Below are 25,190 nucleotides of genomic sequence, written 5' to 3'. Positions count from 1 at the left end.
GTTGTTAATCTTGGGGTATTAGAACCATTTTCGATAATCCAAGCGCGGCGAATCGTTACACTTTTTACTTAATCACTTTTTGGGTCATAAATTCCAAGTGTAATGCGAATTTTTTTAGCTCTCTCTAAATTAGTATTTACCAAATCAATTGGCGACTTGAAAACACCATTTGAAAGACCAATTAGTTCACTGGTAGCTTCTACCAGATTAGTTTTTGAAGGTAATTTAAATAGTTTTGAAATAGTTCTGTAACCTGGTATCAAATAGATTTGAGCATTTAGACGTGATGAGAGTTTCCTCAACTCTTGTGAGGCTTTATTTTCAAGCTCATTGCCAGCATATCCTGGATTTGAATAAATATTTGCATATTCGATTAAAGCAAAAGCAATATCGGCTACAGTTTTTCTAAATTCTTGAATAGGCTCGATAATAAACTTGAGTACTAATTGTCCTAAAATGAATACAAATACCCCTGAAATAATAGTCATAAATATCTCCATCACTAAAATAAATTTATTCATGAAAAATCTTTCATTTTAAACAAAATAGGGTTTTGATGAGAATAATCGCTGTAGACAATCTGCCAACTATTACTCGCTAACTCCTGCTGAGAAACTGATAAATCGATAGTTACACCAATCTTATTGGCACAAAATCGATATGCGTCTATAAAACATCTATCAAACTCGTTATAGTTGACTTTTGCTAAGACTCTGATTCGATTCTTTTCTTGTGCCTCAAGAATACTATTGATAAATCCTCCAAAGAACCTTGCACACAAAAATGCTACTAAGCCTTGCCATCCTACTGAGTACCATCCAAACACAGTAAGTCCTATCGAAATTATTCCAAATGTCCCAATAGAGTTGAATATCACACCTAAATTCACGACATAATCAATATATTTACTCCTAATATGCATTACCCGCATAATTGCTGGGAAAATGAGAACATTTATAAAAATTATAATGGGTGAAATTTGCACTGCAAATAATATAAATCCCAAAAGATATGCAATAGCTTCAGGCGCTTTATCCATACCTTCAGCTATCTTTAAAACCTTATGTGGACGATACTTCGGATAAAGTCTTGCGAGTAAGCTAAAAGCATAGCTCATCGGGAAGCTGATTGGCATTCCTCCAGGTGTGTAAATTGTCATACTTAATTATTAATACTGCTATATTAAAGGTTTAAGTTATTACATATCGCGCTTCTTGGAATTTCCCAGTAAAAAAATTATCATTCATCCTCATCACCTAGAAAAATAAAGCATAGTTAACCTTTACAGCCATCAGCCACAGTACAATCACTATGAATACACAACCAATAAACCAACCTATCCGCGTCGGAGTCCTGAGTTTTGGCGGACTCGGCTTGCAGGTATGAATCGCATAGCATTTCAGCATCTACTCGCAAGTCGGCAAATTTCAGTGCATTACGGGGTTGAGGATTTTGAACAAGATATCAATAACTTGCGGGCAATGGATAGACTGCGATCGCTGTCAGTGAGACTTCACCCATTAATAACCTCGCTGCCATTAACCATCTTCATTTACTACAACAGCTTTACGGAACAGTCCTAATTCTTGAAGCTGTCTACCAAGAACTGCCTGATCCCAACTTTCCAGTTGCAGGTACAACTGAAGTCCAAACTTTAGACGCAAATAAATCTCACAGACTAATCTTGGTCTTGCGGCTCCAATGCTGTGTTAGATGGCTGGTTGCTAACATTTCTTGCAGCTTCTAACTTTTGACGAATAGCTACCTGAACCTTTTCATCAAAATCAGGGTCGTTGAGAGATGCAATAATTCTGAGTGGACGTTGGTTAATTCTGTTTAAGTACGCCTGAAATGCAGCTTCATCTTTACGATGTTTGAGAAAATACTCTCTCAACTCGGCATTAGACATTGCATCGTAGTTAACGCGGCTCATCAGCAAACTCCCCGTTGGGTAGAATTTGAAACTCCAGTTCTTCGCTATAACCAGCTAATAAATACAGATTCCGAGTGCGATTATCAACACAAACAAGATGTATCGGCTGAAGCATAACATAAGTCAGTTGATAGGCGATGCGGTATAGACTCTCTAGCTGGGCAGCAGTAGGCATTCTGAACATTTCTTCACCTATTGGCTATCTTAGCAAGTGTTTGGGGTTAATTTGTCAGTAATACTTCGCCCATCAATAACCTCGCCGCCACTCTACTGAGTTCCTTTTTACTCTGATTCAGATTTTTGTAACAAGTCTATTGACTTCAGACAGATATATTGAGAAGCTAATAGTTAGTTTAACTAATTAATGGAAGTGCATCAAACTTGTGACAATACTGACGGGAAAAATAAATCGGTCAGAACCTCCTAGCGAACCAAAACCACTGATTTTGGAAACTCAGGGACTCACGCGCCGTTTTGGTAAGTTAACAGCTGTTAATAACCTCAGCATATCTGTGGAACAGGGCGAAGTATTTGGCCTGCTTGGCCCCAATGGAGCCGGGAAAAGTACAGTTATTAAGATGTTGACAACATTACTGCCTCCCAGCGCAGGAACAGCAACTCTAGCTGGCTATGATGTGACTCGTCAATCTAATCCTGTAAGAAGGGCTATCGGCTATGTACCCCAGGCGCTCTCTGCTGATGGTAGCCTCACGGGTTACGAAAATCTGTTAATCTTTGCCAAGCTGTATGGCATACCTGCCAAAGGACGCGATCGCCGCATCTATGAAATTCTAGAATACATGGGTTTGCAAGATGCAGCAAAACGCTTGGTAAGAAACTACTCTGGTGGGATGATCCGCAAGCTGGAAATCGCCGTCTCAGTTTTACATCAACCTCAAATTCTGTTTCTTGATGAGCCGACTGTCGGCTTAGATCCCATCGCTAGAACTCAAGTATGGCAACTTGTGCAGCAACTCTGTGTTGATTACGGCACAACTATATTTTTAACAACCCACTTTTTAGAAGAAGCAGATAGCCTGTGTAACCGAGTGGCGATTATGCAGCAAGGTGAAGTCGTTATCACAGGTACACCAAGCGACTTAAAAGCTTCTTTAGATAAACCAAACGCAACTTTGGATGATGTCTTTATTTACTATACAGGCGACCAGTTAACATCAGGAGTGAACTACCGTGACACAGCAAGAACCAGACGTACTGCTCAACGGTTGGGTTAAATCACCACCCACTCACCGAGCCAATGTGATCTCTGCAATTAAAGAGCTAGTTACAAAAACCCTGGCGATCGCGGAATTGGAAGTGCGTAAACTCCGCCACGATCCCACTGATTTAATAGTCAGATCGGTACAACCGTCATTATGGTTGCTGATTTTTGGGCAAGTTTTCTCCAAGATTCGGGAAATTCCCACAGGAAACTTACCATATTTAGACTTCATGGCTGCTGGCATTCTCGCTCAAAGCGTGTTGTATGTGGCCATTTTTACCGGAGGAATGACACTAATTTGGGAACGAGATTTAGGGATTGTACATAAATTTCTTGCTAGTCCTACCCCCCGTGTAGCAATGGTCTTGGGTAAAGCTCTAGCGTGTGGAGTCCGGTGCTTATCACAGGTAGCAGTAATTTATGTGTTGTCTTTTATCTTAGGTGTAAAATTAAATTTCCATCCTCTAGCTTTTCTGCAAGTGCTAGTAATCGTGATGCTGGGGGCAGCTTGCTTTTGTCTTTTTTCCTTAATTATTGGCTGTTTGGCAAAAACCAGAGAGCGGATGACTGGAATTGGACAAATGTTAACTATGCCGTTATTTTTTGCCAGCAATGCTATTTATCCGATTTCAATGATGCCTGACTGGTTAAAGTTTATTTCCCACTTGAATCCTTTAACTTATCAGGTTGATGCCTTACGTAGCGCCATGCTAGTGGATGGAGTCAGCGTTTATGGTTTTGGTTGGGATTTGGCAATTCTCTTACTAACATTAGTCATCTTAGCTACTATCGGTGGACGACTTTATCCACGGGTAGCAATGTAATCCCCAATGGAAATAGCGGCTATCGCTTTGGTCTGGATTGTACAATTCTCTTATTAACGCTAATAATTTTAGCCATCATTGGTAGACGACTCAATCCAGTGATGGCGATGTAATCAGGAGAACAACAAGCCCATGACCTTGGATAAACCTACTCAAGGTGCAACTTCCGAAGAATGTGCCGCTAGAGTAATGGAAACAGTTCCATTAATGATGCGGTTTATCCGAGCGGATATGCGTGCCCACAGCGCTGCTTTTTTATCTATACCTCAGTTGCGATCGCTAGCATTTATCAACCGCAATCCTGGCGCTTCCTTATCTGACCTGGCAGAGCATTTAGGTGTCACCTCTGCTACCGCATCAGCAACCATAGAACGCTTGGTACAACGCGACTTTGTAAAACGCTGCGATCATCCTCAAGAGCGGCGGCGGGTGCTGCTCAGTTTAACTGAAGATGGAAAACATCATTTGAAGCAATCCCAAGACCAAACGCGCGCTCATATTACCGATTTGCTAAAAGGTCTGACAGAAGAGCAAATTTCCAATATTGAAGAAGGCTTAACTCTACTAAAAAATGTCTTCGAGAAAACAGAACTCAAAGCCCCATAACTCTGAGGTTGCACAGCACGATCCCTTTGCAGCCTTTAAGTTTCGAGACTATCGGCTATTTACCATTGGACGGCTGGTGCTGTTCGTGGGGTCGCAAATGCAAACTGTAGCCATCGGCTGGGAACTCTATGAGCGGACTAACTCAGCGATCGCTTTAGGTGGTGTCGGGCTGGCGCAAGTCTTGCCGATGATTGCTCTCACCTTAATTGTCGGCCATGTGGCCGATCGCCGCGATCGCAAACTCATTATGTTACTGTCGGTAATGTTGCTAGCTCTCTGCTCGCTAGCTTTGGCAGTACTTTCCTATACAAAAGGTGCAATTTTTCTAACTTACGCCTGTTTGCTATTAACAGGTGTCGCTAGGGCATTTCTCAAACCGGCTAGTGATGCTTTGATGTGGCAATTAATACCTGTCAGTGCCTTTACCAATGCAGCGACTTGGAACAGTAGTAGCTTTCAGTTAGCTGCTGTTATTGGCCCAGCCTTCGGGGGATTCGGGATTGCGCTGTTGGGAAGTGCTACAGGAGTGTATGTATTAGCAGCGATCGCTGCGTTGCTGTGTTTTATTTTAACACTGGGGATCAAAGAGCAAAAAGGTACTCGCTCAACGGAGCCAATCTCATTCAAAGCGCTTGCGGCTGGTGCTAAATTTGTTTGGCAGAATCAGCTAATTTTAGCAGCGATTACATTGGATATGTTTGCTGTCTTGTTGGGTGGTGCGATCGCCTTGCTACCCATCTTTGCTAAAGATATTTTACATGTGGGGCCAATGGAGTTGGGATATCTACAGGCAGCCCATTCCATTGGTGCTTTGACTATGGCTATTACTCTGGCGTATTTACCACCATTACGCAAAGCAGGGCCAGCCTTATTGTGGTCAGTGGTTGGCTTTGGAGTTGTCACAATTATCTTTGGACTTTCTCATTCCTTTTGGTTGTCTATGTTGATGCTAATCCTTGGTGGCGCACTAGATAGTATTAGCGTTGTAATTCGCCATACATTAGTTCAAATCAGAACACCAGATTATTTACGTGGTCGGGTTGCTGCGATTAATAGCGTATTTATTAGTGCCTCCAATGAATTGGGAGGCTTTGAGTCAGGCTTAACTGCGGCTTTATTTGGCCCGGTGATTTCCGTTGTAGGTGGTGGAATTGGGACAATCTTGGTAGTAATTGCGACAGCTGCGATTTGGCCGGGAATTCGCAGATTAGGGGCTTTGCAGGAGTACAAGTAGAAGTACGTATCAATTATTTTAATTCGTTCAAATCACAAGACTCAGATCCCCGACTTCTCTAAGAAGTCGGGGATCTCGTTGTTAACTGTTGCAGTCCTTGATCGGAAAATTTATTCTTTTAGGATGTTAGAGATTTTTTAACTTGCACTTATATACAAAGGTTCTCAATTAAGTTATTATTCTCATGATGAATTGATAGTAATTATAGTTAATAAGGTTATCCATGCTTTTTCCCTTCTTGATCATGTTCAGAGAGGGCGTTGAAGCTGCACTTGTCGTGGGGATAATTGCCAGTTATCTAAAGCAAACTGGACGTACCCATTTGATGAAGTCAGTCTGGATTGGCATTGCACTAGCGACTTTCTTCTGTCTAGTTGCTGCAATTATCTTGCAAATAACCAGCCAGGATTTCCCCCAACAAGAACAGGAATTATTTGCAGCATTAATTTCTATTGTTGCAGTTGGGGTTCTCACCTGGATGGTTTTCTGGATGCGCCGCGCAGCTCGTTCTCTTAAAGGTGAATTACAATCTCAAATTGAAACTGCCATTCAATCGGGCGATAAATGGGGACTAGCACTGGTGGGGATGGCATTTTTTGCTGTGCTGCGGGAAGGTTTGGAAACAGTAGTGTTTCTACTGGCAACATTCCAGCAAAATTTGGGAATTAAAGCTCCCGTGGGGGCATTGTTTGGATATGCAGCCGCAGTAGCCGTTGGTGTAGGCATCTATCAGGGTGGTATCCGCATCAACTTAAAGCGATTTTTTAAATGGACAGGAGCGTTTATTATCCTGGTTGCTGCGGGACTCTTAGCAAGTGGGGTGAGAGCTTTCCATGAAGCGGGAGTGTGGAATTTACTGCAAACAGTGGTATTTGATGCTAGCGGGGTACTTCCCAATAATGGATTTTTAGGTTCACTTTTGGCGGGATTTTTTGGATATAACGATGCCCCTACTGTCAGCGAGGCGATCGCCTATTTTGGCTATCTAATTCCTACCATGTTGCTGTTCTTCTTGGGAGAGAAGGCTGGACAGAAGAATACAACAAGGCATTCCTAGCTACTTCCATAATTTTTAGGAAAATATAACAATGAAAAAATTTTTAAAGCAGTCAACAATTATCTGTCTAATTGCCTTGACAGTAGCGGCTTGTGAATCTAACAAATCAAGCGATACTTTAGGGAGTAATTCTCCAGAAGCTAAAGTAGCCAGTGATACTTCCAGCAGCAATTCTGCCGAAACGGCTTTGACTGTCACAGATAAAGGTTGCGAACCCAATCAGCTGACACTGACATCTGGACAAAACAGCTTTGTAATTACCAATAAAAGCAGCCAACCTTTGGAATGGGAAATTTTGTCTGGGGTAAAAGTTATCGAAGAACGGGAAAATATTGCTCCTGAATTCGTTCAGAAACTTAAAACTAATCTAGAACCAGGTGAATATGACATGGCTTGCGGTTTACGCAGCAATCCCAAAGGGAAACTCACAGTAAAAGCGAGAGTGGGAGATTCTCAAGCCAAAGGGACTGTAGATCAGGGTAAATTAGTCGGGGCGATCGCAGAATACAAAGTCTACGTCATCAAAGAAACTGACCAACTAGTGGCAGATAACAAGACTTTCACCGATGCTGTGATTGCTGGCGAACTTACTAAGGCTCAGAAACTCTATGCCTCTACTCATGTTCATTGGGAACGCGCAGAACCGATCGCGGAACTATTCTCCGATCTTGATAAAACGATGGATTCGCGTGCTGATGACTTTGCGAAAAAAGAGGCTGATCCACAATTCACCGGATATCATCGCCTAGAGAAAGCTTTATTTCAGGATAAAACTACAAAAGGGATGAAACCTTTTGCCGAAAAGCTACAGAAAGATGGACTAGAGCTACAAAAGCGTATTGCCACCTTGACTATTGAGCCGAAAAATATGGTAGGCGGTGCTGCTGGCTTGATTGAAGAAGTGGCTGCTACCAAAATTTCTGGAGAAGAAGACCGTTACAGCCATACTGACCTCTGGGACTTCAGTGCTAATGTCGAAGGTTCCCAAAAGATTGTAGAGTTATTGCGCCCCGTCATCCAAAAAGCCAACCCTGATTTACTAGCGCGTGTGGATGCAAATTTCACCAAAGTTAACCAAGGACTTGCTAAATATAAAACCCCTGATGGTGGTTTTTCTACTTACGACAAAGTGAGTGATACAGACAAGAAAGAGATGAAAACTGCGATCGCTGCTCTTTCGGAAGATTTGTCTCAGCTACGTGGCACTCTAGGCGTTAACTAATTTATCGAAACAGAATTCAGGAGTCAGAATGGGCTAAACCTTAGCTATCCGCTAACAGAATCAAGCAAGCTACGCTTTTAGCGTCTGTCTGCGACACGCTGCACGAACGTAGAGAGCGTCACGTCTTTATTCTGACTCCTGAATTCTGAATTCTGACTTCTTCTCCATCAATAATTCCCAGAGGAGTAAACTATGTCTAGTTCAGAGCAACCAAGTTTACGCATTACTCCCCGAATCAGCCGTCGTGACTTGCTCCTTGGTATGGCCGCAGCAGGTGGAGTAGCAGCTTTGACCAGTTTGGGTTATCGCTCTCTTTCAGAAACTACTGAAGACCCATCTGAAGAGGCTGTACCGTTTTTTGGTATTCACCAAGCAGGTATTCTCACCCCTGTCCCGGCTTCTGCTCTGATGGTGGCATTTGATACAACTGCTAAAACCAAAGCGGATTTGGTGCGGTTATTTCAAACTTTGAGCGATCGCATTCAGTTTCTCATGGCAGGGGGAACACCCAAGTCACGCGATCCTAAATTTCCGCCCAATGATTCGGGAATTCTTGGGTCTGTAGTGGTTCCAGATAACCTCACCATCACTCTAGCAGTGGGTGACTCGCTGTTCGATAACCGTTTTGGACTTGGCAAATTAAAACCCAAGCGGTTAAACACTATGCCAGGTTTTCCCAATGACCAACTTGACCCAGATTTGTGTCATGGGGATATACTGCTACAATTTTGTGCCAACACAGAGGAAGCGAACATCCATGCTTTACGGGATATTATCAAGAATCTGCCTGACTTAATAACTCTGCGCTGGCAAATAGAAGGTTTTCTACCGCCGAATACTCATAAAAAGCTCGGCAAAACCACAGTGCGGAACCTACTTGGTTTCAAAGATGGTACAGCAAATCTAGATGCTAGCAATGAAAAGTTGATCAACCGGATTGTCTGGGTACAGCCAAACAGCGACGAACCAGCTTGGACAGTAGGGGGAAGCTATCAAGTGGTGCGGGTGATCCGTAACTTAGTTGAACGCTGGGATCGTACACCACTACAGGAGCAAGAGACAATTATTGGGCGCAGTAAAGACTCTGGCGCACCTTTGGGGATGAAGCACGAAAAAGATATTCCCAATTATGCTCAAGATCCTAAAGGTAAACAAATCCCCCTAGATGCTCATATCCGTCTTGCTAATCCACGCAAATCAGAGTTGGGTTTGATTTTGCGGCGTGGTTTCAACTATTCACGTGGATTTGACAAAGCTGGACAATTAGATATGGGTTTGTTGTTTGTCTGTTTTCAAGCTGATTTAGAAAAGGGCTTTGTGACAGTGCAAAATCGTTTGACTGGCGAACCTTTGGAGGAGTATATTCGCCCCATTGGTGGTGGATATTTCTTTGCTTTGCCTGGCGTTAAAGATAAAGGCAGTTATTTAGGTCAATCATTACTAGGAAGCATAAGCATCATCGCATCCCAAAGCTTGTAGAAGGGGCTAATTTACTTGTTATTACCAATAACTAAAGTTCTGGACGGGATGTCTTGTCTCGCTTTCACCTCGTCAGGTTAATTATCCTCTTGGTGTCGATGGTTAACAGCTTGCAATCACAGGGATTCAGCAAATGCGATCGCGTCATTTACAGATTTACCACCAATGCTTGAGATTGGCTGAAAGTAATCTTAGTTATGATTATTGGTACAAGCCCAGTTTGTAAGCCACAATATTAAATACCAAGATCGTTTTTATAGGTGAGCATTATGAGCGATAACTTTTCATTAGACGCTGTAGAAGGTTTCAACTTAGGAGACTTCGATGAATAAAGAGTCGCCTTTTGTAGAAACCAACGGATTGCTCTTGTATAAACAAGAATGCAAAACTCCAGAATTTTTAAACTCATCTTTTTGCATACATCTATTTGGGGAACTAGTTGTCGTAGATCATTATGTACTGTTGTTCCCTGATTCAGAAACTCTTACAGACTACGCTAAAACTCTGGTCAACTATGATGCCAAAATCACGGAAGGGCCAGGAAAGTGGCCTGATGATTTTTGTCCAGAGCAAAACCTATTGCCCGAAGATGCTAGCATGTACTTTCTCTCAGCGTTAATGCCGTCAGGCATGATTTTGGTACTGCTTGCACCTAACACACCAGATGAACAGATCGCTAGCTTATTCCAGCAGCAAGGTTTTAATACTGTCCATCATGTTGCCATTATTGTTGATGATATCTATGTAGCAGCACAGGTATGGCAGAACAAAGGCTTTATTCCTTTGTCTATGACTCCTCAAGAAGATGGCTCTTTATGCCAATGGTTTTTCCGCAACTGGGCAGGCCAAATTATAGAGCTAATCTGCCGCAAATGGACGGGTAAAGAAACTTTTTCCTGCGAGAATATCACTGGTTTACGCCTTTCAGAATTGGCAGCGTGAAGGGGCAGGGGACTGCTTTCAAGGGTAGGTTTTTTAGAATCTCGAAAATAGTTGAGAAAATTCTCAAGTGTTTAACGTAGTTTGGTCATTTCAAGATTTAAGCGGCGGCTGAAATAGATAAAAAATCTAATTTTTAAGCAGATTCTTTCCCCAATCCCCAGATTAAGATGGAATTTTAAGGCTTAATGACAAAAGGCGATCGCTCATGACTACTGAAAATAATCCAGCAGCGATATTGCAACCTACAGCCGTTGTGGATTGGGAACCCTCCATGCCACCTACAGATTTAATATTTGATGATGGTGAACCCTTGGAATCTAATCGCCACCGGATTGCTATGAATGTCCTCATTCGGTCATTGCAGCAGGCTTGGACTGATCGCAATGATTATTTTACTGGGGGAAATATGTTTATTTACTACAGCAGTACCCAAGTTCGTAATCGTGACTTTCGGGGGCCAGATTTTTTTGCTGTGCTGAATGTTGACGGTAATAACTCCAGACAAGGTTGGGTAGTGTGGGAAGAAAATGGGCGTTATCCTGACGTAATTGTGGAATTAATGTCACCATCAACCGCAACAATAGATAAAAGCATTAAGAAAAATCTTTACGAACAAACTTTTCATACCTCAGATTATTTTGTCTATGACCCCTTTGATCCTAATTCTTTGCAGGGATGGCATTTAGATGATAATCAACAATATCAGCCTTTAACTTCAAATGAGCGCAATTGGCTATGGTGTAGACGTTTAAATTTCTGGTTGGGAACTTGGGAAGGAACCATAGACAGAGAAACGGCGATTTGGTTGCGATTTTATGATGTAGCAGGCAATTTAGTTTTGTTACCAGAAGAAGCTGCAAAAGTACGAGAGGAAGAAGCGAAAGCAAGAGCCGAACGTTTAGCGGCTAAATTAAGAGAATTGGGTGAGAATCCAGATTTGTTGTGAGTAATTTTGTAATTCCGATGAAAAGTGTTGTAATCCTTAGCCGGAAGCGACCTAACTAATCTTCATGTCTGGTTTTTTCTTGGCAACTTGATCTGAAATCAAAGCCTTGACATTCTGTAGCTTTTAGGAATTGTCTAACTGCACCACCAGGTTGACAACTCACTAAAGTTGAACCCACCACAGCCAGTGTAACTACAGTGGCTAGTCCCAGCACAGTCGTTTGTTTTCTCGGTTTGATTGTACTGACTAAAGTATCTATCTCAGTGGCAGTACCAACAACTTCAATTGCCTGAAGTGTTTTTAAAGCAACAGATGCATTAGCATAGCGACGTTTTCGGTTGCGTTCTACCATTCTCATTAACCACGACCGAAAATGTGGACTGATTTGAGGAACTAATTTTTGGAAATTAAAGCGATAGTTATCATCAATTAATTTCCCAATGTCAACAGAACGGGTATTGGTAAGTAAGCAAATTAGTGTTGCTCCTAAACTATATAAATCTGATGCCTCAGTCAGGGTATGACCAAACTGTTCCTCTGGTGGCATAAAACCTGGGGTTCCAGCTACAAAGCTGCTCAGGGCTATTTTTGCACCCTGCATTCTCGCTAGACCAAAATCAACTAGGTAAGCATTTAGTTGTTCATCAACCAAAATATTCTCTGGCTTAATATCCCGATGAATAATTGGAGGAACTTGCTTTTGTAAATCAACTAAAATTTCTAAAATTGACAGAGCAATTTGCTTAATTTCTTGAGGATGAAAGCTGCGTTTTAAACCCAGAGATGGCGCATTTTTATATTCCTGTACCAGATAAAAAAAACCTGGGATTTCAAAGGAATCTATATAGCGAGGGATGCGGGAATGATTCAGTTGTTGCAAGATTTCAATTTCGCGCTGATATGCTTTCACTCCTGATAAATCAGCACTTGCACGAGTAAAACAAAACTCTTTAATCACCACCTGTTGATTAGAGTTGAGGACATTAGCTAGGTAAGTAATGCGTCCACCTTCACTATTGCGTCCTAGTTCGGTGATGACTTGATAGCCTTGTTGAGAAAAATCTGGATGGTGATTTAAGGGAATTACCCTTTTATGTCCATTTTGCACACCAAGCTCCATTATAAACACCAGATGAGTTTGATTTTGTCAAGGTGTAATTAAAAAACTTAGATCCGTTCACCCAGATTGTTAGCCCCATGTTTCTCCTATTTGGGCTAAGGCACATTAGCAGAAAGGCGAAATTATCACCTTTGCGCTAGCCAATCAACAATCTGGGAATTGACAACATCTGGAACCTCATCGTGGGGACAATGACCGGCATTGGGAATGGGAACAATTTTAATTTCTTTGCCATTCTCACGCGCCTTTTCGTAAATCTTTGCCCCGGTAATTGGTGTCCAGGGATCGTCAGCACCCCAAATTACTAGTAAGGGACGTTCTACTTTGGGCAAAAGTTCCTCTGGACTTGGCCCAGGCGGGGCTGTGAGAATGGAGGCGAAGACTTGTTGCGCTCCTGGGTCACAAGAGGGAGTATAAAGTAAATCAACTAATTCATCGGTGACGGCTTGGCGATCGCGGTAAACTTGGTAGAGGGTGCGGCGAATTTGGGCTTTTTGACGGATGCGGTTATAGACAAATTTACCTGTAATTGGCGATCGCACAAACCGATTAAAAGCTGCCATCACCATCCGTAGCGGCGGGTTCAATTCGTGGGAACGATGACTCAACCCACCCGCAGAGTTAATTAAAATACCACCAGCAGCAATTTCTGGATGTTCTACCAGTACAATTAAGCTCAAAAGTGCGCCGATGGAGTTACCAATAAATACAGCCGGTTCGTGTATGTGTGCTGTGCAAAAATCTTTCAGCAGTTCCACCCAAACTTCTACACTGTAATCAATGGGTGCTTTATCAGAACCACCAAAACCTAAAAGGTCTATAGCAAACACCTGGTAGCCAGCATCAGCTAAAACTGGGATATTTTTGCGCCAGTGTCCAATAGAAGCACCAAAGCCGTGAACCAGTACCAAAGGTTGTCCTGTACCCATAACAGTATACTGAATTTTGTAACCCTTCCAAGTCCAAATGAATTTTTCAAAGGCGTCTTGAGTTGCAAGCTGCTGTGTCGTTACAGTCATTATGAAGATTAGTAAAGTGTTTCTTTAATATAGTAATATTCTCTACCAACTCATCAACGCTTAGACCTCAGCACTAAATAAATGTAGGTACTAGCCTCGACACTCGCAAAAAAGCTGACACGATTGATAATGAAGAGAGGCGTTATCTTCACAAAACTTATGTTTTTAACTTGGTTAGACAGTAACTCTTGGCTGCTGGAAATTGGCAGTAAACGAATATTAATTGACCCTTGGCTGGTTGGTTCGTTAATTTTCAGTAATTTGGATTGGTTATTTAAAGGTTCGCGATCGCAAAACCGCCCAATTCCAGATAATATTGATTTGATCTTGCTGTCTCAGGGTTTAGAAGACCATGCACACCCACCAACCCTTAAGCTACTCGACCACAGCATCAAGGTTGTAGCTTCTCCCAATGCTGCCAAGGTAGTACAGCAGTTAGGTTACACCCAAGTTACAGTCTTGGCTCACGGTGAAACTTTCACTTTAGATAATCAAGTTGAAATCAAGGCTTTCCCCGGCTCTCCCATTGGTCCGACTCTGGTAGAAAATAGTTATATCCTGAAAGATTTTGAGAGTGGTTTAACTGTATACTACGAACCTCACGGGTATCATTCTCCACAACTTCAGCAAGCTGCACCTATCGATGTCGTGATTACACCGTTTGTTGACATGACGCTTCCTTTGCTTGGGCCGATTATTAAAGGACAAAATAGTGCTTTAGAAGTAGTAAAATCATTACAGCCTCAAGTAATAATACCGACAGCAGCAGGTGGGGATGTGGACTTTGAAGGATTGCTGATGAAATTTATTCAGACTAAAGGAAATGCTGAGGAATTTCGCTCGTTACTAGAGAAAAACAATCTGGCGACGCAGGTACTTGAAGCGAAACCAGGCGATCGCTTTGAACTACCATTAGAAAAACGAGCATTAGCAATCTAAGTTGTACCTAGCGCTGGCGATTAGAAATCGCGGCTATACAAACTAAGTCCACCTCCGTGGACTAAGAGAAAATCAAGGGTTTTTAACCCACACAGGTGGGTTTTGCCTGTGTAGCTGCGACTTCTAGTCGCCAGGATCTTTATGAATTATCTTGCATATATACTTCTCTAATGGGAAAAGGAATTTGAATTCCTGCTTGCTGATAGCGTTTGTGTAATTTTTTGACAAATAGATGTTTACCAATCCGCTGATCAAAGTATTCACTGACCCGCATATAAAGCGTAAAATCTATACTAAAATCATTAAAAGTATGAAATCTGATATATGGTTCACTTTCTTTTAATTCCGGTGCAATTTCTTGCATGACTTCTTTGGCAACTTCTACAGTAACTTTTTCAACTTCTTCCAAATCGCTATCATAACTGACACCCACATCCATTGTTAAAGTAATTTCCTTGGCGGGTAAATGATAATTTGTGAAAATCGCCGAAGACAACTTAGAATTAGGAACAATGACGACATTATTTGAAATTTCTTTAATAGTCGTATTTCGCCAAGAAATATCTATAACATATCCTTCATGTCCAGCATCTAATTTTACATAGTCTCCAGTTCTAACTTGTTTAGAAATAATTAAGTAAAAACCAGAAAACAAATTTGCGAGTGTGTCTTGAAGTGCCAAACCAACAGCTAAACCACCAATACCTAAAGTTGTGACTATCGGTGTAATTTGAACACCTACTGTTTGCAAAATGATTAATGTTCCTAAAATCAAAACAGTAGTTTTAGCAAAGTTAGAAATTAGTGAAGTGGGAACTCCTTCGGCTCTGCGAATAAATAAATTAACAAAACCAGCAGCCAATCTGGCTAAGACTAGGGTTACTGAATACAGCAGTGCGATCGTTAAAAGTTTTTGCAGTACGATCACAATATCTGGTTTCAAGGGTGCGCTCAGAATTGCCCAAAAAAAGCCGCCAATGACAAACCAAATAAAAGTCATACGGTGCAGAGAGTGAAATATAATATTCCCCCCAGCAATTCGTTTATTATTAACGAATGTTTCTAGTTTTTTGAAAATAACTTTTTCACCAATTATTCCAGCCAGTAAGCCAGCTAGAATAAATACAATCGGCAGAATCCATTCCATCATATCAATTTTAAATTTGTAATTTTAGATTTTATGAGAGCAGCATTTTTGCTGTGATTATGGCTAAATTTTAGCTTGTAGTTGTCGGATTAGCTGCTTGAGATTTTCTTTCCTTATGGACTTGCCAATTATTTACCACCCAGATTACATTGCCCCGCTACCAGAAGGGCATCGCTTTCCGATGTCTAAGTTCCGACAACTCTACGAATTACTGTTAGCTGATGGTGTCGCGAATCAAGAACAATTTCACACTCCCGAACGTCCGCCACCAGAATTGATAGAGTTAGTCCATACCCCAAGCTATGTTCAAGCTTATTGTGAAGGAACCCTAGATGCCAAAGCACAGCGCCGTATTGGTTTGCCTTGGAGTCCGGCGTTAGCAAATCGGACTTGTGTAGCGGTGGGTGGTACAATACTCACTGCGAAACTGGCACTAAGTCAGGGTTTAGCTTGTAATACGGCTGGTAGAACTCATCATGCCTTTCCTAGTTATGGATCTGGTTTTTGTATTTTCAACGATTTAGCGATCGCCTGTCGCGTTTTACAAAAATTTAGACTCGTCCAAAAAATTCTGATTGTAGATTTGGATGTCCATCAAGGAGACGGCACAGCTTTTATTTTCCAAGACGACGACAGCGTTTTTACTTTTTCCATGCACTGCGAAGTCAATTTCCCCGGTACAAAACAAAATAGCGATTTGGATGTTCCTTTGCCGATAGGAATGGAGGATGACGCCTATTTACAAACTTTGGCGAATTACCTATCAGATTTATTGTCTAAAGTCAAGCCAGACTTAGTATTTTATGATGCTGGTGTTGATCCTCATATAGGCGATCGCTTGGGAAAATTAGCCTTAACCGATGCTGGCATTTTTCGCCGGGAAATGCAGGTTTTGAGTACCTGTATGAGTAGCGGTTATCCTGTTGCCTGTGTCATTGGCGGCGGTTATGCTGACGATATGAAGTCCCTCGTTTGGCGACACTCCCTGCTGCATCGCGCCGCTAGCGAAGTTTATCAGCAGTACAAACTATAGTTATTTAATGTGAAATACTACACAAAATCCTAAAGTTTTTAAACGCAAAGGAACTACTGGATGAACAACGGCAAACTCAGAATCTACGAACTAGCAAAAGAATTAAATTTGGATAGCAAGAAGCTATTATTAATTTGCGAAAAACTCAAAATTGTAGTTAAAAGTCATACCAGCGCCATTTCAGAATCCGATGCAGAACGTATACGTTCAGTAGCAAATAAACTAACAGCAAAATCCTCAAAAACTAAAACCAACTCTGAAGATTGGGGCTATATGTTTATAGCTTCAGCAATTGATAGCTTTATCCGCCATCTGGAAGGTGAAACCGCCCTGAAATCATATCCCGAATTTCGGGAGCGGCGCGATCGCGCCAATGAGTTAATGTCTGAATGTGTCGGAAAAAAGCCTTCTCTATTTTATGTACGTCGCAAAGGTGCGGGGAAAGAGGCAAGAGAGGAAATTTGGGATTTGACAATAGCAACAGACTCCGATGATTTTCCATTATCCGCAAGACTTGAAAAGCTCAGAAAAACATTAGGATTTAGAGCAGCTGTACCAAAAGATGGACGCGGCGGTTTAAAAATACTTTCGGTTCAATTATTACAACCCTCACGGGGACACGCCGATAGCTATGCTATACCTTGTCGCTTGCGTTTGCTGCCTAATCATCAGCATCATCTTGACATTCCGCCGGCAACGTTGAAACGCATTGCAAATGCACCAGTTTGTGGCGATCATGTACCCACAGAAGATCAGCTTAAAGCTTGGAAAGCGTTTTTGCAAATTGAAGAAAAAATCGCGAAAGCGCGTCAGTTTTGCGTGCGTTACGTCAGCCATAACTATAACTTCAAAAGACGAATCAGTTTTGAAATTGATGTAGCTTCAGCCACCCTTGACGGCTTTTATCAAAATTCCCTCGACGTGGGCAATTTTTGGGAACGAGCAAGACATACAAAAAACGAAGATTTGAAGCTTTTTGAAACTGCTCCCGTCGGCAAAAATTGGATTAGCGGTCGTCAATTAGGTACTGTTGAGGAAGTTGACCCCAACCGTTGTATTATCAGCCTTAGATTAGAACGCGATTTAGCTGAATTCATGGCAACAGAGCGTTATAAGTTGCCAGATACAGGATTTTTATGTTTCGAGGCAGTTGGTGATATTCAGCAGATTCAGCGTAAGAAAAAAGCTTTAGATGATTTGAATAATGGCTACACTCAAAATACGTATTTAGGTAACTTTTTATTCGATGCTTCTCAGGCGAGACAAATCAAAACAACTGTTGAACTTCAACCACAAGATTTATTGTTATCTTCTGCTAATCCTGGTCAGAAAGCAGCAGTAGAAAAGGTGCTTGCGGCTAAGGATCTTGTTCTCATTCAAGGGCCACCGGGGACTGGTAAAACTACCGTAATTGCTGAGATTTGTTATCAAATTGCCCTTCGTGGTGGACGCACTCTAATTGCTTCTCAAGCCAATTTAGCAGTAGATAATGCCCTAAGTCGATTAGTTCATAACCCTGTAATTCGCGCTGTACGCAAAGGAAGAGCCGAGAAAGTTGGGGAAGAAGGACAGCCATTTTTAGAAGACCAAGTGATTGGTAGATGGCTAGAAAATACAGCTTATGACTGTGAAAATAATATTACACAACGACTCACAAATATTCAAACTTTCAGTCAATTACTGGCATCATCAGAAAGATTCGCGGCTTACTTACAAGCAGAAGAAGAATTTAATCAACAACAAAATAAATTCCATAGAAATAAGATAAAAATAGAGACTAACTTTAAAAATCAAGAGAAATCTTATAATGAAACTGAAGAAAAGCAGAACGAAGTTGAATCACTAATCTCAAGACTGGAGAATATACTAAAGACTGCACCAAATATCAATTGGGAAGCTCCAGAAATTACAGATTTTTTGCCACTTCTTAAACCCTATACAGAAGGTAACAATTTAGTAGAAAAATTCTTAGCAAATGTTCGTCAAACCATCAAATATACTGATGAGCTTGGCTTTGTGCGTCCGACGCTTGGTGCTTTTGGTTTAGCGGCTTGGTTACGTGAAACAGTAGCCACAGAAATTTCTAAATTTAAAACTGCTTTGACTGATGCTCAAAATGCAGGTAAAGCTATATCAGAGGTTGCGGTTTCAGTTCAGATTGTCAAACAAAATTTCGCATCGTTAAATCAACTTCAACCAGATTATCAGCAATATCTTACTAAGCTACAAAACCTACAGCAAACAATCCAGATATGGGAAAATCGCAAACGGGAAATCGATTATATTATCTCAGCCGTTAAGGAATGGAAATCTACAGCGCCTTCTCATCTGTATCAAACTTTAAAAGATTGTCATCAATCAGGTTTACCACTAACAGAGAATTTAGTAGATTTGCCTTTAGGTTTGTTGATGTTTGCTAATACATTAAAATTGCCAATAGTACCCAAAATATACAAAATTAACCTCCCCGAATGGGAACTATTAGCAAAAGCGATCGCTTATGAAATAGACGGAGGTTTTACTGATAGAAAAGGTAAACAGCATAATTTTAGTTATTTTTTACAACAAAATTTTAGTCAGATTCCAATGGTGCTATCAAAGAGCGACCGCACCCAATGGCAAGAAACCTATCAGCAGTTTAATAATTATCAGCTACTTAACCCCAAACAGCGAAAATTATTAGTTGAAAATACTCAAGCTTTTTTAATTAGAATTCAAAAAACTTATGGCGCATCGTGGGAATGGAATAACATTGACTCTACTCTCACCCGAATTACCCAAGAATTGCTAGATGTTATTCTTGCAAATGCGCGTCAATGCGTTTTAAAAGTTAAAACTGAAACCGATCAACAGCTTCAGCATCTACAACGACTATTAAATGAACTTCAGAAAAATGAAGTTAGCCAACAGCAAATATCTATTACTCAAGCTGAGGTAGAAAAATCACAACAGGATGCTAATTTGCAACTTGGACGAGTAATAAATATCTTGCAAGAACTTAGTCAACAAAATATACCCGCTCAATTACGCATTCTCGTTGAAAAATATCTCGCGACACAATCAAATATTTGGGAGCAACCACAAGAATTTTCAAATCAAGTGAATTATTGGGAAACTTCCATTATTCAGCTTGAAACCTTAATTTCATCATTAGAACCCTTTGCTGTGCTGGAGATAATTAAACATTCTCTAAATGAGCATTTATCAAAGCTGCAAGAAGAAACTCAAACTTCTCTACAGCAACTTCAAAAATTACAAATTAATCTACGCGAAGTAGAAGATAAATCACTACCACAGCCAGCAGAGAGCTTGATAGAAAAACGAAGTTGGTGGTTGATAGAATGGCAAAAAATACCTGATAAATTTAAACCAGAAAACTCTCAAACAGACTTATTTAATATAGAGTTCTTACGCAATATCAATATTCAGTTTGAATCTTGGCAAGAGCAACTCAAAAAAGATGAAAGTTATCTCAATAAATATCAGAATTTTGTACAAGATTGGATTGGGAAATTAAGACAGCCAAATGAGCGCGATCGCGACGATTTAAGGCGTATATATCTAGACAATGCTAACGTCGTCGGTATCACCTGTGTGCAAGCTGCAAATAGAGGCTTTTCTGAAGAATTCAAATCCTTTGATGTCGTCATCATTGATGAAGTTAGCAAGTGTACTCCACCAGAGTTACTAATCCCTGCATTGAAAGGTAAAAAATTAGTCATGGTAGGCGATCATCGGCAATTACCACCCATGCTTGATACTAGCACTCTAGAAGAAGTTGCCCAAACAATTGGCAATACACGAGACGAACTCCAATTCTTAGAAGAATCACTGTTTAAAAGTCAGTTTGAATCTGCTGATGAAAGCATCAAACAAATGCTAACGACACAGTATCGAATGCACCCCTTTATTATGGGAGCAATCAATCAGTTTTATGACGGTAAATTAGAATCTGGTATTTTGGAGCCAGATACAAAACGCGCACATCATCTAGCAGGCGAAATTGTCCAAGAATCTCAGCATCTTATCTGGGTAAAAACGCCTATGGAAAACCAGTTTTTAGAGCAACGAAACGGAACTTCTTACTTTAATACTCCAGAAATTGATGCAATTGAATGTCTGTGTCAACAGTTTGAGAATACTTGGGCTTCTAAAGTTGCTAATGGTGAACCAAAAAAAGAAATCGCCGTAATTACATTTTATGGCGCTCAATTAAGAAAAATTGATGAACGTCTGCAATCTGAACTTTTCCCTTCATTAGAGATTCGTACAGGGACAGTAGACAGATTTCAAGGGATGGAAAGACCTGTTGTGATTGTGAGTATGGTTCGCAACAATAGCAAAGGAGATGTCGGATTTGCGAAGAAACCAGAGCGGGTAAATGTTGCATTTTCTCGTGCCCAAGAACTCTTGATAATTGTCGGTTGTCATAATTTATTTACCCATCAAGCAGGTAAAGTTGGAAGTATGTATTCTGAAGTTTCAAATATTGTCAGTCTTCATGAAGGTTTGGTTGATGTTTCTCGTCTCTTCAGTTAAACCTATTGATGACAACCTCAAGAATTTTCTAGAAGAAATTGAGGTGAACTGCTAGGTAAGTACAGCTTTGCATAAGTTCATAACTCTTTTAAACGCAGAGGAACACAGAGGTAAACGCAGAGGAGCGCAAAGTTTATTTTAGTCCTATTCGCTATGAATTAATGAAATGTTGTACTAAGTTAGCCTGTATAAGTAGATAGTTTCTATTTCTATGTACTATCTATTACACTTATATTGATGAGATGCAGTCCCTTGTCTGGCGTTACTTCTTGCTAAGATTCAATTTTCTGTTACCCTCGCCAGCAATTCCATTTCCCCTTAACCGAGAAATATTTAGATCCGATCTTTTCTGGAAAAGAGATTGTGGCATGTGTAGTAACAAAGCACATATCACTTGATGCTTAATTTAGCTCAAGGGGGTCTAATGATTGATCGCTTTGTAAATCTAATTTTTATCGATTCTTTCGCCTTAGCAATTAACCTGACTTTTGGTACATTGCTTCACACTAAAATCTGCAACTATTCATGGGATGGAATGGTAAGTGATGAGCTTTCAACCCCAGAAAGCGGCGTTAGTTCTTCGGTATCCTTGGAGGAAGATATCACCACTCATATTTCATAAAGCCTGCTTAGAGACTATTTATAAAGTAAATCCTAAGTAAGGTGTATTACGGCTTTGCTATTACGCACCGTGTTACATAGCGGTGCGTTAGCACTTTGATGAAATTTTTGTGACAAATCATCTAGGAATATACGCCTAATAGGCCGTACAATAATTTTGTTTTTACTTTATAAATAACCTCTTACTATTGGTGTCGAATTACTTGAGTTAACGTTTTGCATGACTTATAAAGATATTAAAACTTAATCCTTGCTACATCAAAAAAGCCTGAGAATTGCATCACCTGAAGGTTCCTCAAGAAGCTTGGAAGGCTTTCAGGAATTATCTGTGGATATTTGCTCGTTTCTTTTTTTCTCTACACCTAGTTAAAAATTTTTCTTATGACAGAACCTAACAATACCTTCAACGAAGCAACAGTTGTTCCCGACATTTATCTGGAACAGAACTTCTATACCAGTGATTCAGTTAGTCCGGGCGATTTGGATGATTACTACAAGTTTTTTACCCTCTATGGGCCGTCAACGCTCTACGCCCCTCTCAACGGCTTGTCAGCCGACGCCGACATCTACCTCTACGACCAAAACCAGAACCTAGTTGCCAGTAGTACCCTTGGCGGCAACCTGAGCGAGACGCTCAAAGCTTCACTACAGGGTAATCAGTACTATTACGTTAAAGTACACAACTACAACTCGTCTAATACGACAAACTATAACCTCTACCTATATAACGACTATTCTGGCTCAACCTTAGCAACAGCAAGAGATATCGGCACTAGTTGGGGTCAAAGCAGCAGTAAATATTTGGCTTATAACAAGATTAACTGGCAAGACTATCTCGACTATCGTGATAACGTTGATGTCATGAAGTTTACAATGGAAGCTCCTGGCACTATCAGCCTGCGGATGAAAGACTTCACCTATACTGGTGGGCTACAGGCCAGGATGCAGCTACTTGACTCCAACGGCAACGTACTACAGACTGTTTCTGGTACAGTGGGCGATGGTCTCAATGTCGATCGCTACTCTGCCCCTGCTGGTGTCTACTACGTCAAGTACACCCAGATTTCCGGCTCCGACCCTTACACGCTCCGCATCGTCACTGATTACGCGGGTGATGTTACTGGCACAGCACGAGACTTAGGAAATGTCAGTGGCAGCAGTCGTCGCTTATACGACATGGTAGGAGGCCCATTTGGACTGCCAACCTATGAAGATGCTAACGATCTCTACAAATTCACCCTAGATAAAACCTCACCAATCGATTTACGGTTGGACATCGATACCTCTTTCTTTCAACCTCCAACCTTTGATGCCAATTTACGCCTCGCCCAGGACACAAACAACGACGGGTTTATTTCAGCAGGAGAAGTCATTCTCTCATCGTCGAACCCAGGAGACGATCAACTCTCAACCACTTTAGGGGCGGGTACTTATTACGTTCAAGTGGTGCAAAACGGAGCTTATACTAACTATCAACTCGACCTCGATTCCGATTTTGATGCTGTTAAGAGCGATCCACAGGCGTATAACAATCTGTCACAAGCGCGATCGCTCGGTGCTTTAATTGGGGAGACACCCTTTAATTTGGGTGATGGGTTTGGCATCAGTGCGGGTGATTTCTCTGATTACTTCAAGTTCACCATGACCACTGCGGGTCAACTCTCGGCTTCAGCATTTAATAACCCCTACTACTCTAGAGCTACCCAGAATCCCACCCTGTCAATTGTCCGAGACTCGAACAATAACCAGCGACTCGACCCTGGTGAAACGATTACGCCCTTTAGTGTTGGTTCGCTGACCGCCAACCTGGCAGCAGGAACGTACTTTTTGCATACCAATGGTACCGGTGAACAGGCTGCCTACAACGTGCGATTAGTCTCAGATTACGCCGGAAATACCTTAAGTACAGCCCGCCCACTAGCTGCGATCGCTGGGGCGACACCGCCCAACCAAACTTTCCAGGACTATATTGAACAATCCTTCGATGCCTCCAGTGATGTTAATGACTTTTATCGCTTTGATTTGTCAAATACCTACGAAGTTACGCTGAACACAACAGGCGTTGCTGGTGAAGACCTATCGCTTTCACTGATCAAGGATGTCAATAATAATAATGCGATCGATGCAGGTGATATCTTAGCGACATCAAACGTCTTGAACTCACCGACAGAAAGTCTCTCGCGGGTACTGGGGGCTGGGCGGTATTTTGTCCGCGTCCAAGGGGTTAATGGTTCCACAAACTACACCCTGACCTCAAAGTTCGTCAGCGCTAATGAAGATCCTGATGACACGATCGCTAAAGTTCAAAATCGTGCAGGGAATATCAAGACACTAGGTCAGTTCGCTGACTTTTCCTTGAGTCCACAAACTGATGTCGATCTGGTCAAGTTTACCGTTTCTGCTGGGCAGCAAGTTGGGTTCGATGTGGATTCTCGCAATGGGTCAAACCTCAACACCTACCTAAGGGTCTTCAACTCTAGCGGCACACAACTCGCGGCCAACAATGATGGAGCCGCGCCAGGTGAAACCTCTAGCCAGTTTTCTTACTTGGCTTATACATTTACTCAGGCGGGTACATACTACGTCGGCGTGTCGTCCAACCCAAATTCTAATTACAACGCAGTGACAGGTCTTGGTGATGTAGCTGGCTCAGGGGCTACGGGAGATTACCGTTTAACACTGAACGATCTCGGAATAGTATTGATCGGCGATGGTGGGAACAATGCGATCGCTGGCGGTAATGGCAACGATAACCTCAATGGGGCTGGGGGCAATGACACGCTCACTGGCGGTGCTGGTAATGACATACTAATCGGTGGTACTGGTAATGACCTACTGGTTGGTGGGGCTGGTAATGATGTGTTAACCGGAGGTGATGGGGCAGATACCTATCGATTTACAGCTGCTAGCGATCGCCTAGATACAATTAATGGCTTCAGTGGCTCTGGTGGCGACAAGATTCAGATATCCGCCGCAGGCTTTGGTGGCGGATTGGTCGCAGGTACTTTAAGCACAAACCGTTTTCGTTCCGGTGCGGGCATTACGACAGCAAACACGACAACTCAGCGGTTCATTTACAATACGACAAATGGAGCTTTGTTCTTTGATGCCGATGGCAGCTTAGGCGGATCTGCACCATTACAGATTGCCACCTTATCCGGCAATCCTGCCCTGAACAACACCAATATCGCGGTTATCTAAACTTCAAGTAGCCATTACCAAGTGAAATTTCAGTTTTGAGTCACTGTGTACTATTGACAGTACAGACCTATTTTATTAGTGAAAATTAAAAGGCTTAAATTCCCGA

At 41.6% G+C, this 25,190-nt stretch carries 22 protein-coding genes; 15 read left to right on the top strand and 7 right to left on the bottom strand.

Annotated elements, in window-relative coordinates; genetic code table 11:
• Nucleotides 1-68: 68 nt before the first annotated feature.
• Nucleotides 69-488: a hypothetical protein gene (locus tag V7L07_RS11155; protein ID WP_335057711.1), complete on the bottom strand. Its 420-nt coding sequence runs from the start codon at nt 486-488 to the stop codon at nt 69-71.
• Between the two features lie 29 nt (nt 489-517).
• Nucleotides 518-1,159, bottom strand: a complete 642-nt coding sequence (locus V7L07_RS11150) for a hypothetical protein (RefSeq protein WP_335057709.1) — start codon at nt 1,157-1,159, stop codon at nt 518-520.
• A 223-nt stretch (nt 1,160-1,382) separates the two neighbouring features.
• Here V7L07_RS11150 and V7L07_RS11145 point away from each other — a divergent pair, with 223 nt between their 5' ends.
• Nucleotides 1,383-1,583 (top strand): UPF0175 family protein, encoded by a 201-nt coding sequence (locus tag V7L07_RS11145; protein ID WP_335057707.1) that lies wholly within the window; start codon nt 1,383-1,385, stop codon nt 1,581-1,583.
• A gap of 95 nt (nt 1,584-1,678) precedes the next feature.
• On the opposite strand, the gene V7L07_RS11140 is transcribed toward V7L07_RS11145, so the two are convergent.
• Nucleotides 1,679-1,933 (bottom strand): DUF6887 family protein, encoded by a 255-nt coding sequence (locus V7L07_RS11140; RefSeq protein ID WP_334776063.1) that lies wholly within the window; start codon nt 1,931-1,933, stop codon nt 1,679-1,681.
• The gene (locus V7L07_RS11135) at nt 1,920-2,108 is read right to left on the bottom strand and encodes a DUF6888 family protein (RefSeq protein ID WP_334776064.1); all 189 of its coding nucleotides are present in this window, start codon (nt 2,106-2,108) and stop codon (nt 1,920-1,922) included. The genes V7L07_RS11140 and V7L07_RS11135 overlap by 14 nt, the downstream gene beginning before the upstream one ends.
• Before the next feature lie 208 nt (nt 2,109-2,316).
• Between V7L07_RS11135 and V7L07_RS11130 the strand changes: the two genes are divergently transcribed.
• The 9 genes from V7L07_RS11130 (at nt 2,317) to V7L07_RS11090 (ending at nt 11,465) form a co-directional block, all read left to right on the top strand.
• The gene (locus tag V7L07_RS11130; protein WP_334697133.1) at nt 2,317-3,168 is read left to right on the top strand and encodes an ABC transporter ATP-binding protein; all 852 of its coding nucleotides are present in this window, start codon (nt 2,317-2,319) and stop codon (nt 3,166-3,168) included.
• Complete coding sequence (locus V7L07_RS11125) at nt 3,125-3,979, top strand: ABC transporter permease (protein ID WP_335057705.1); 855 nt, start codon at nt 3,125-3,127, stop codon at nt 3,977-3,979. Before V7L07_RS11130 ends, V7L07_RS11125 begins: the two co-directional genes overlap by 44 nt.
• A 132-nt stretch (nt 3,980-4,111) precedes the next feature.
• Nucleotides 4,112-4,585 carry a MarR family winged helix-turn-helix transcriptional regulator gene (locus tag V7L07_RS11120; protein WP_179066503.1) on the top strand — a complete coding sequence of 158 codons (474 nt, stop codon included), beginning with the start codon at nt 4,112-4,114 and terminating at the stop codon, nt 4,583-4,585.
• On the top strand, nt 4,551-5,819 hold the full coding sequence (locus V7L07_RS11115; protein ID WP_335057703.1) for an MFS transporter: 1,269 nt from the start codon (nt 4,551-4,553) through the stop codon (nt 5,817-5,819). Before V7L07_RS11120 ends, V7L07_RS11115 begins: the two co-directional genes overlap by 35 nt.
• A 223-nt stretch (nt 5,820-6,042) precedes the next feature.
• The gene (efeU, locus tag V7L07_RS11110; protein ID WP_335057701.1) at nt 6,043-6,876 is read left to right on the top strand and encodes an iron uptake transporter permease EfeU; all 834 of its coding nucleotides are present in this window, start codon (nt 6,043-6,045) and stop codon (nt 6,874-6,876) included.
• Nucleotides 6,877-6,907: 31 nt separating this feature from the next.
• Nucleotides 6,908-8,098, top strand: coding sequence for an iron uptake system protein EfeO (gene efeO / locus V7L07_RS11105; RefSeq protein WP_335057700.1), 1,191 nt, complete (start codon nt 6,908-6,910; stop codon nt 8,096-8,098).
• Between the two features lie 192 nt (nt 8,099-8,290).
• Nucleotides 8,291-9,577 (top strand): iron uptake transporter deferrochelatase/peroxidase subunit, encoded by a 1,287-nt coding sequence (gene efeB, locus V7L07_RS11100; protein ID WP_335057697.1) that lies wholly within the window; start codon nt 8,291-8,293, stop codon nt 9,575-9,577.
• 324 nt (nt 9,578-9,901) lie between these two features.
• Nucleotides 9,902-10,519, top strand: a complete 618-nt coding sequence (locus V7L07_RS11095) for a hypothetical protein (RefSeq protein WP_335057695.1) — start codon at nt 9,902-9,904, stop codon at nt 10,517-10,519.
• A 205-nt stretch (nt 10,520-10,724) separates the two neighbouring features.
• A complete protein-coding gene (locus tag V7L07_RS11090; protein ID WP_335057693.1) occupies nt 10,725-11,465 on the top strand; it encodes a Uma2 family endonuclease in 741 nt (246 codons plus the stop codon).
• Nucleotides 11,466-11,520: 55 nt separating this feature from the next.
• Here V7L07_RS11090 and V7L07_RS11085 read toward each other — a convergent pair whose 3' ends face one another.
• Together V7L07_RS11085 and V7L07_RS11080 are read right to left on the bottom strand one after the other, a co-directional pair.
• Nucleotides 11,521-12,585, bottom strand: a complete 1,065-nt coding sequence (locus V7L07_RS11085; RefSeq protein WP_335057691.1) for a serine/threonine protein kinase — start codon at nt 12,583-12,585, stop codon at nt 11,521-11,523.
• A 125-nt stretch (nt 12,586-12,710) separates the two neighbouring features.
• A complete protein-coding gene (locus tag V7L07_RS11080; RefSeq protein WP_335057689.1) occupies nt 12,711-13,604 on the bottom strand; it encodes an alpha/beta fold hydrolase in 894 nt (297 codons plus the stop codon).
• Nucleotides 13,605-13,763: 159 nt separating this feature from the next.
• Between V7L07_RS11080 and V7L07_RS11075 the strand changes: the two genes are divergently transcribed.
• The gene (locus tag V7L07_RS11075) at nt 13,764-14,543 is read left to right on the top strand and encodes an MBL fold metallo-hydrolase (RefSeq protein ID WP_335057687.1); all 780 of its coding nucleotides are present in this window, start codon (nt 13,764-13,766) and stop codon (nt 14,541-14,543) included.
• 139 nt (nt 14,544-14,682) lie between these two features.
• Here V7L07_RS11075 and V7L07_RS11070 read toward each other — a convergent pair whose 3' ends face one another.
• Nucleotides 14,683-15,693, bottom strand: a complete 1,011-nt coding sequence (locus tag V7L07_RS11070; protein WP_335057685.1) for a mechanosensitive ion channel family protein — start codon at nt 15,691-15,693, stop codon at nt 14,683-14,685.
• 112 nt (nt 15,694-15,805) lie between these two features.
• Here V7L07_RS11070 and V7L07_RS11065 point away from each other — a divergent pair, with 112 nt between their 5' ends.
• The 4 genes from V7L07_RS11065 to V7L07_RS11050 all read left to right on the top strand — a co-directional run bounded on the left by V7L07_RS11065 (nt 15,806) and on the right by V7L07_RS11050 (nt 25,084).
• The gene (locus tag V7L07_RS11065) at nt 15,806-16,723 is read left to right on the top strand and encodes a histone deacetylase family protein (RefSeq protein ID WP_335057683.1); all 918 of its coding nucleotides are present in this window, start codon (nt 15,806-15,808) and stop codon (nt 16,721-16,723) included.
• Between the two features lie 60 nt (nt 16,724-16,783).
• Entirely contained in the window at nt 16,784-21,262 is a 4,479-nt protein-coding gene (locus V7L07_RS11060) for a translation initiation factor IF-2 N-terminal domain-containing protein (protein ID WP_335057680.1), read from the top strand.
• Between the two features lie 424 nt (nt 21,263-21,686).
• Entirely contained in the window at nt 21,687-21,884 is a 198-nt protein-coding gene (locus V7L07_RS11055) for a hypothetical protein (protein WP_334776080.1), read from the top strand.
• A gap of 380 nt (nt 21,885-22,264) precedes the next feature.
• On the top strand, nt 22,265-25,084 hold the full coding sequence (locus V7L07_RS11050; RefSeq protein ID WP_335057678.1) for a calcium-binding protein: 2,820 nt from the start codon (nt 22,265-22,267) through the stop codon (nt 25,082-25,084).
• Nucleotides 25,085-25,190: the final 106 nt, after the last annotated feature.

Origin of the sequence: Nostoc sp., from assembly GCF_036916985.1 — a bacterium.
Lineage (GTDB): Bacteria > Cyanobacteriota > Cyanobacteriia > Cyanobacteriales > Nostocaceae > Nostoc.
This window is presented reverse-complemented; position numbering and strand designations above follow the sequence as displayed.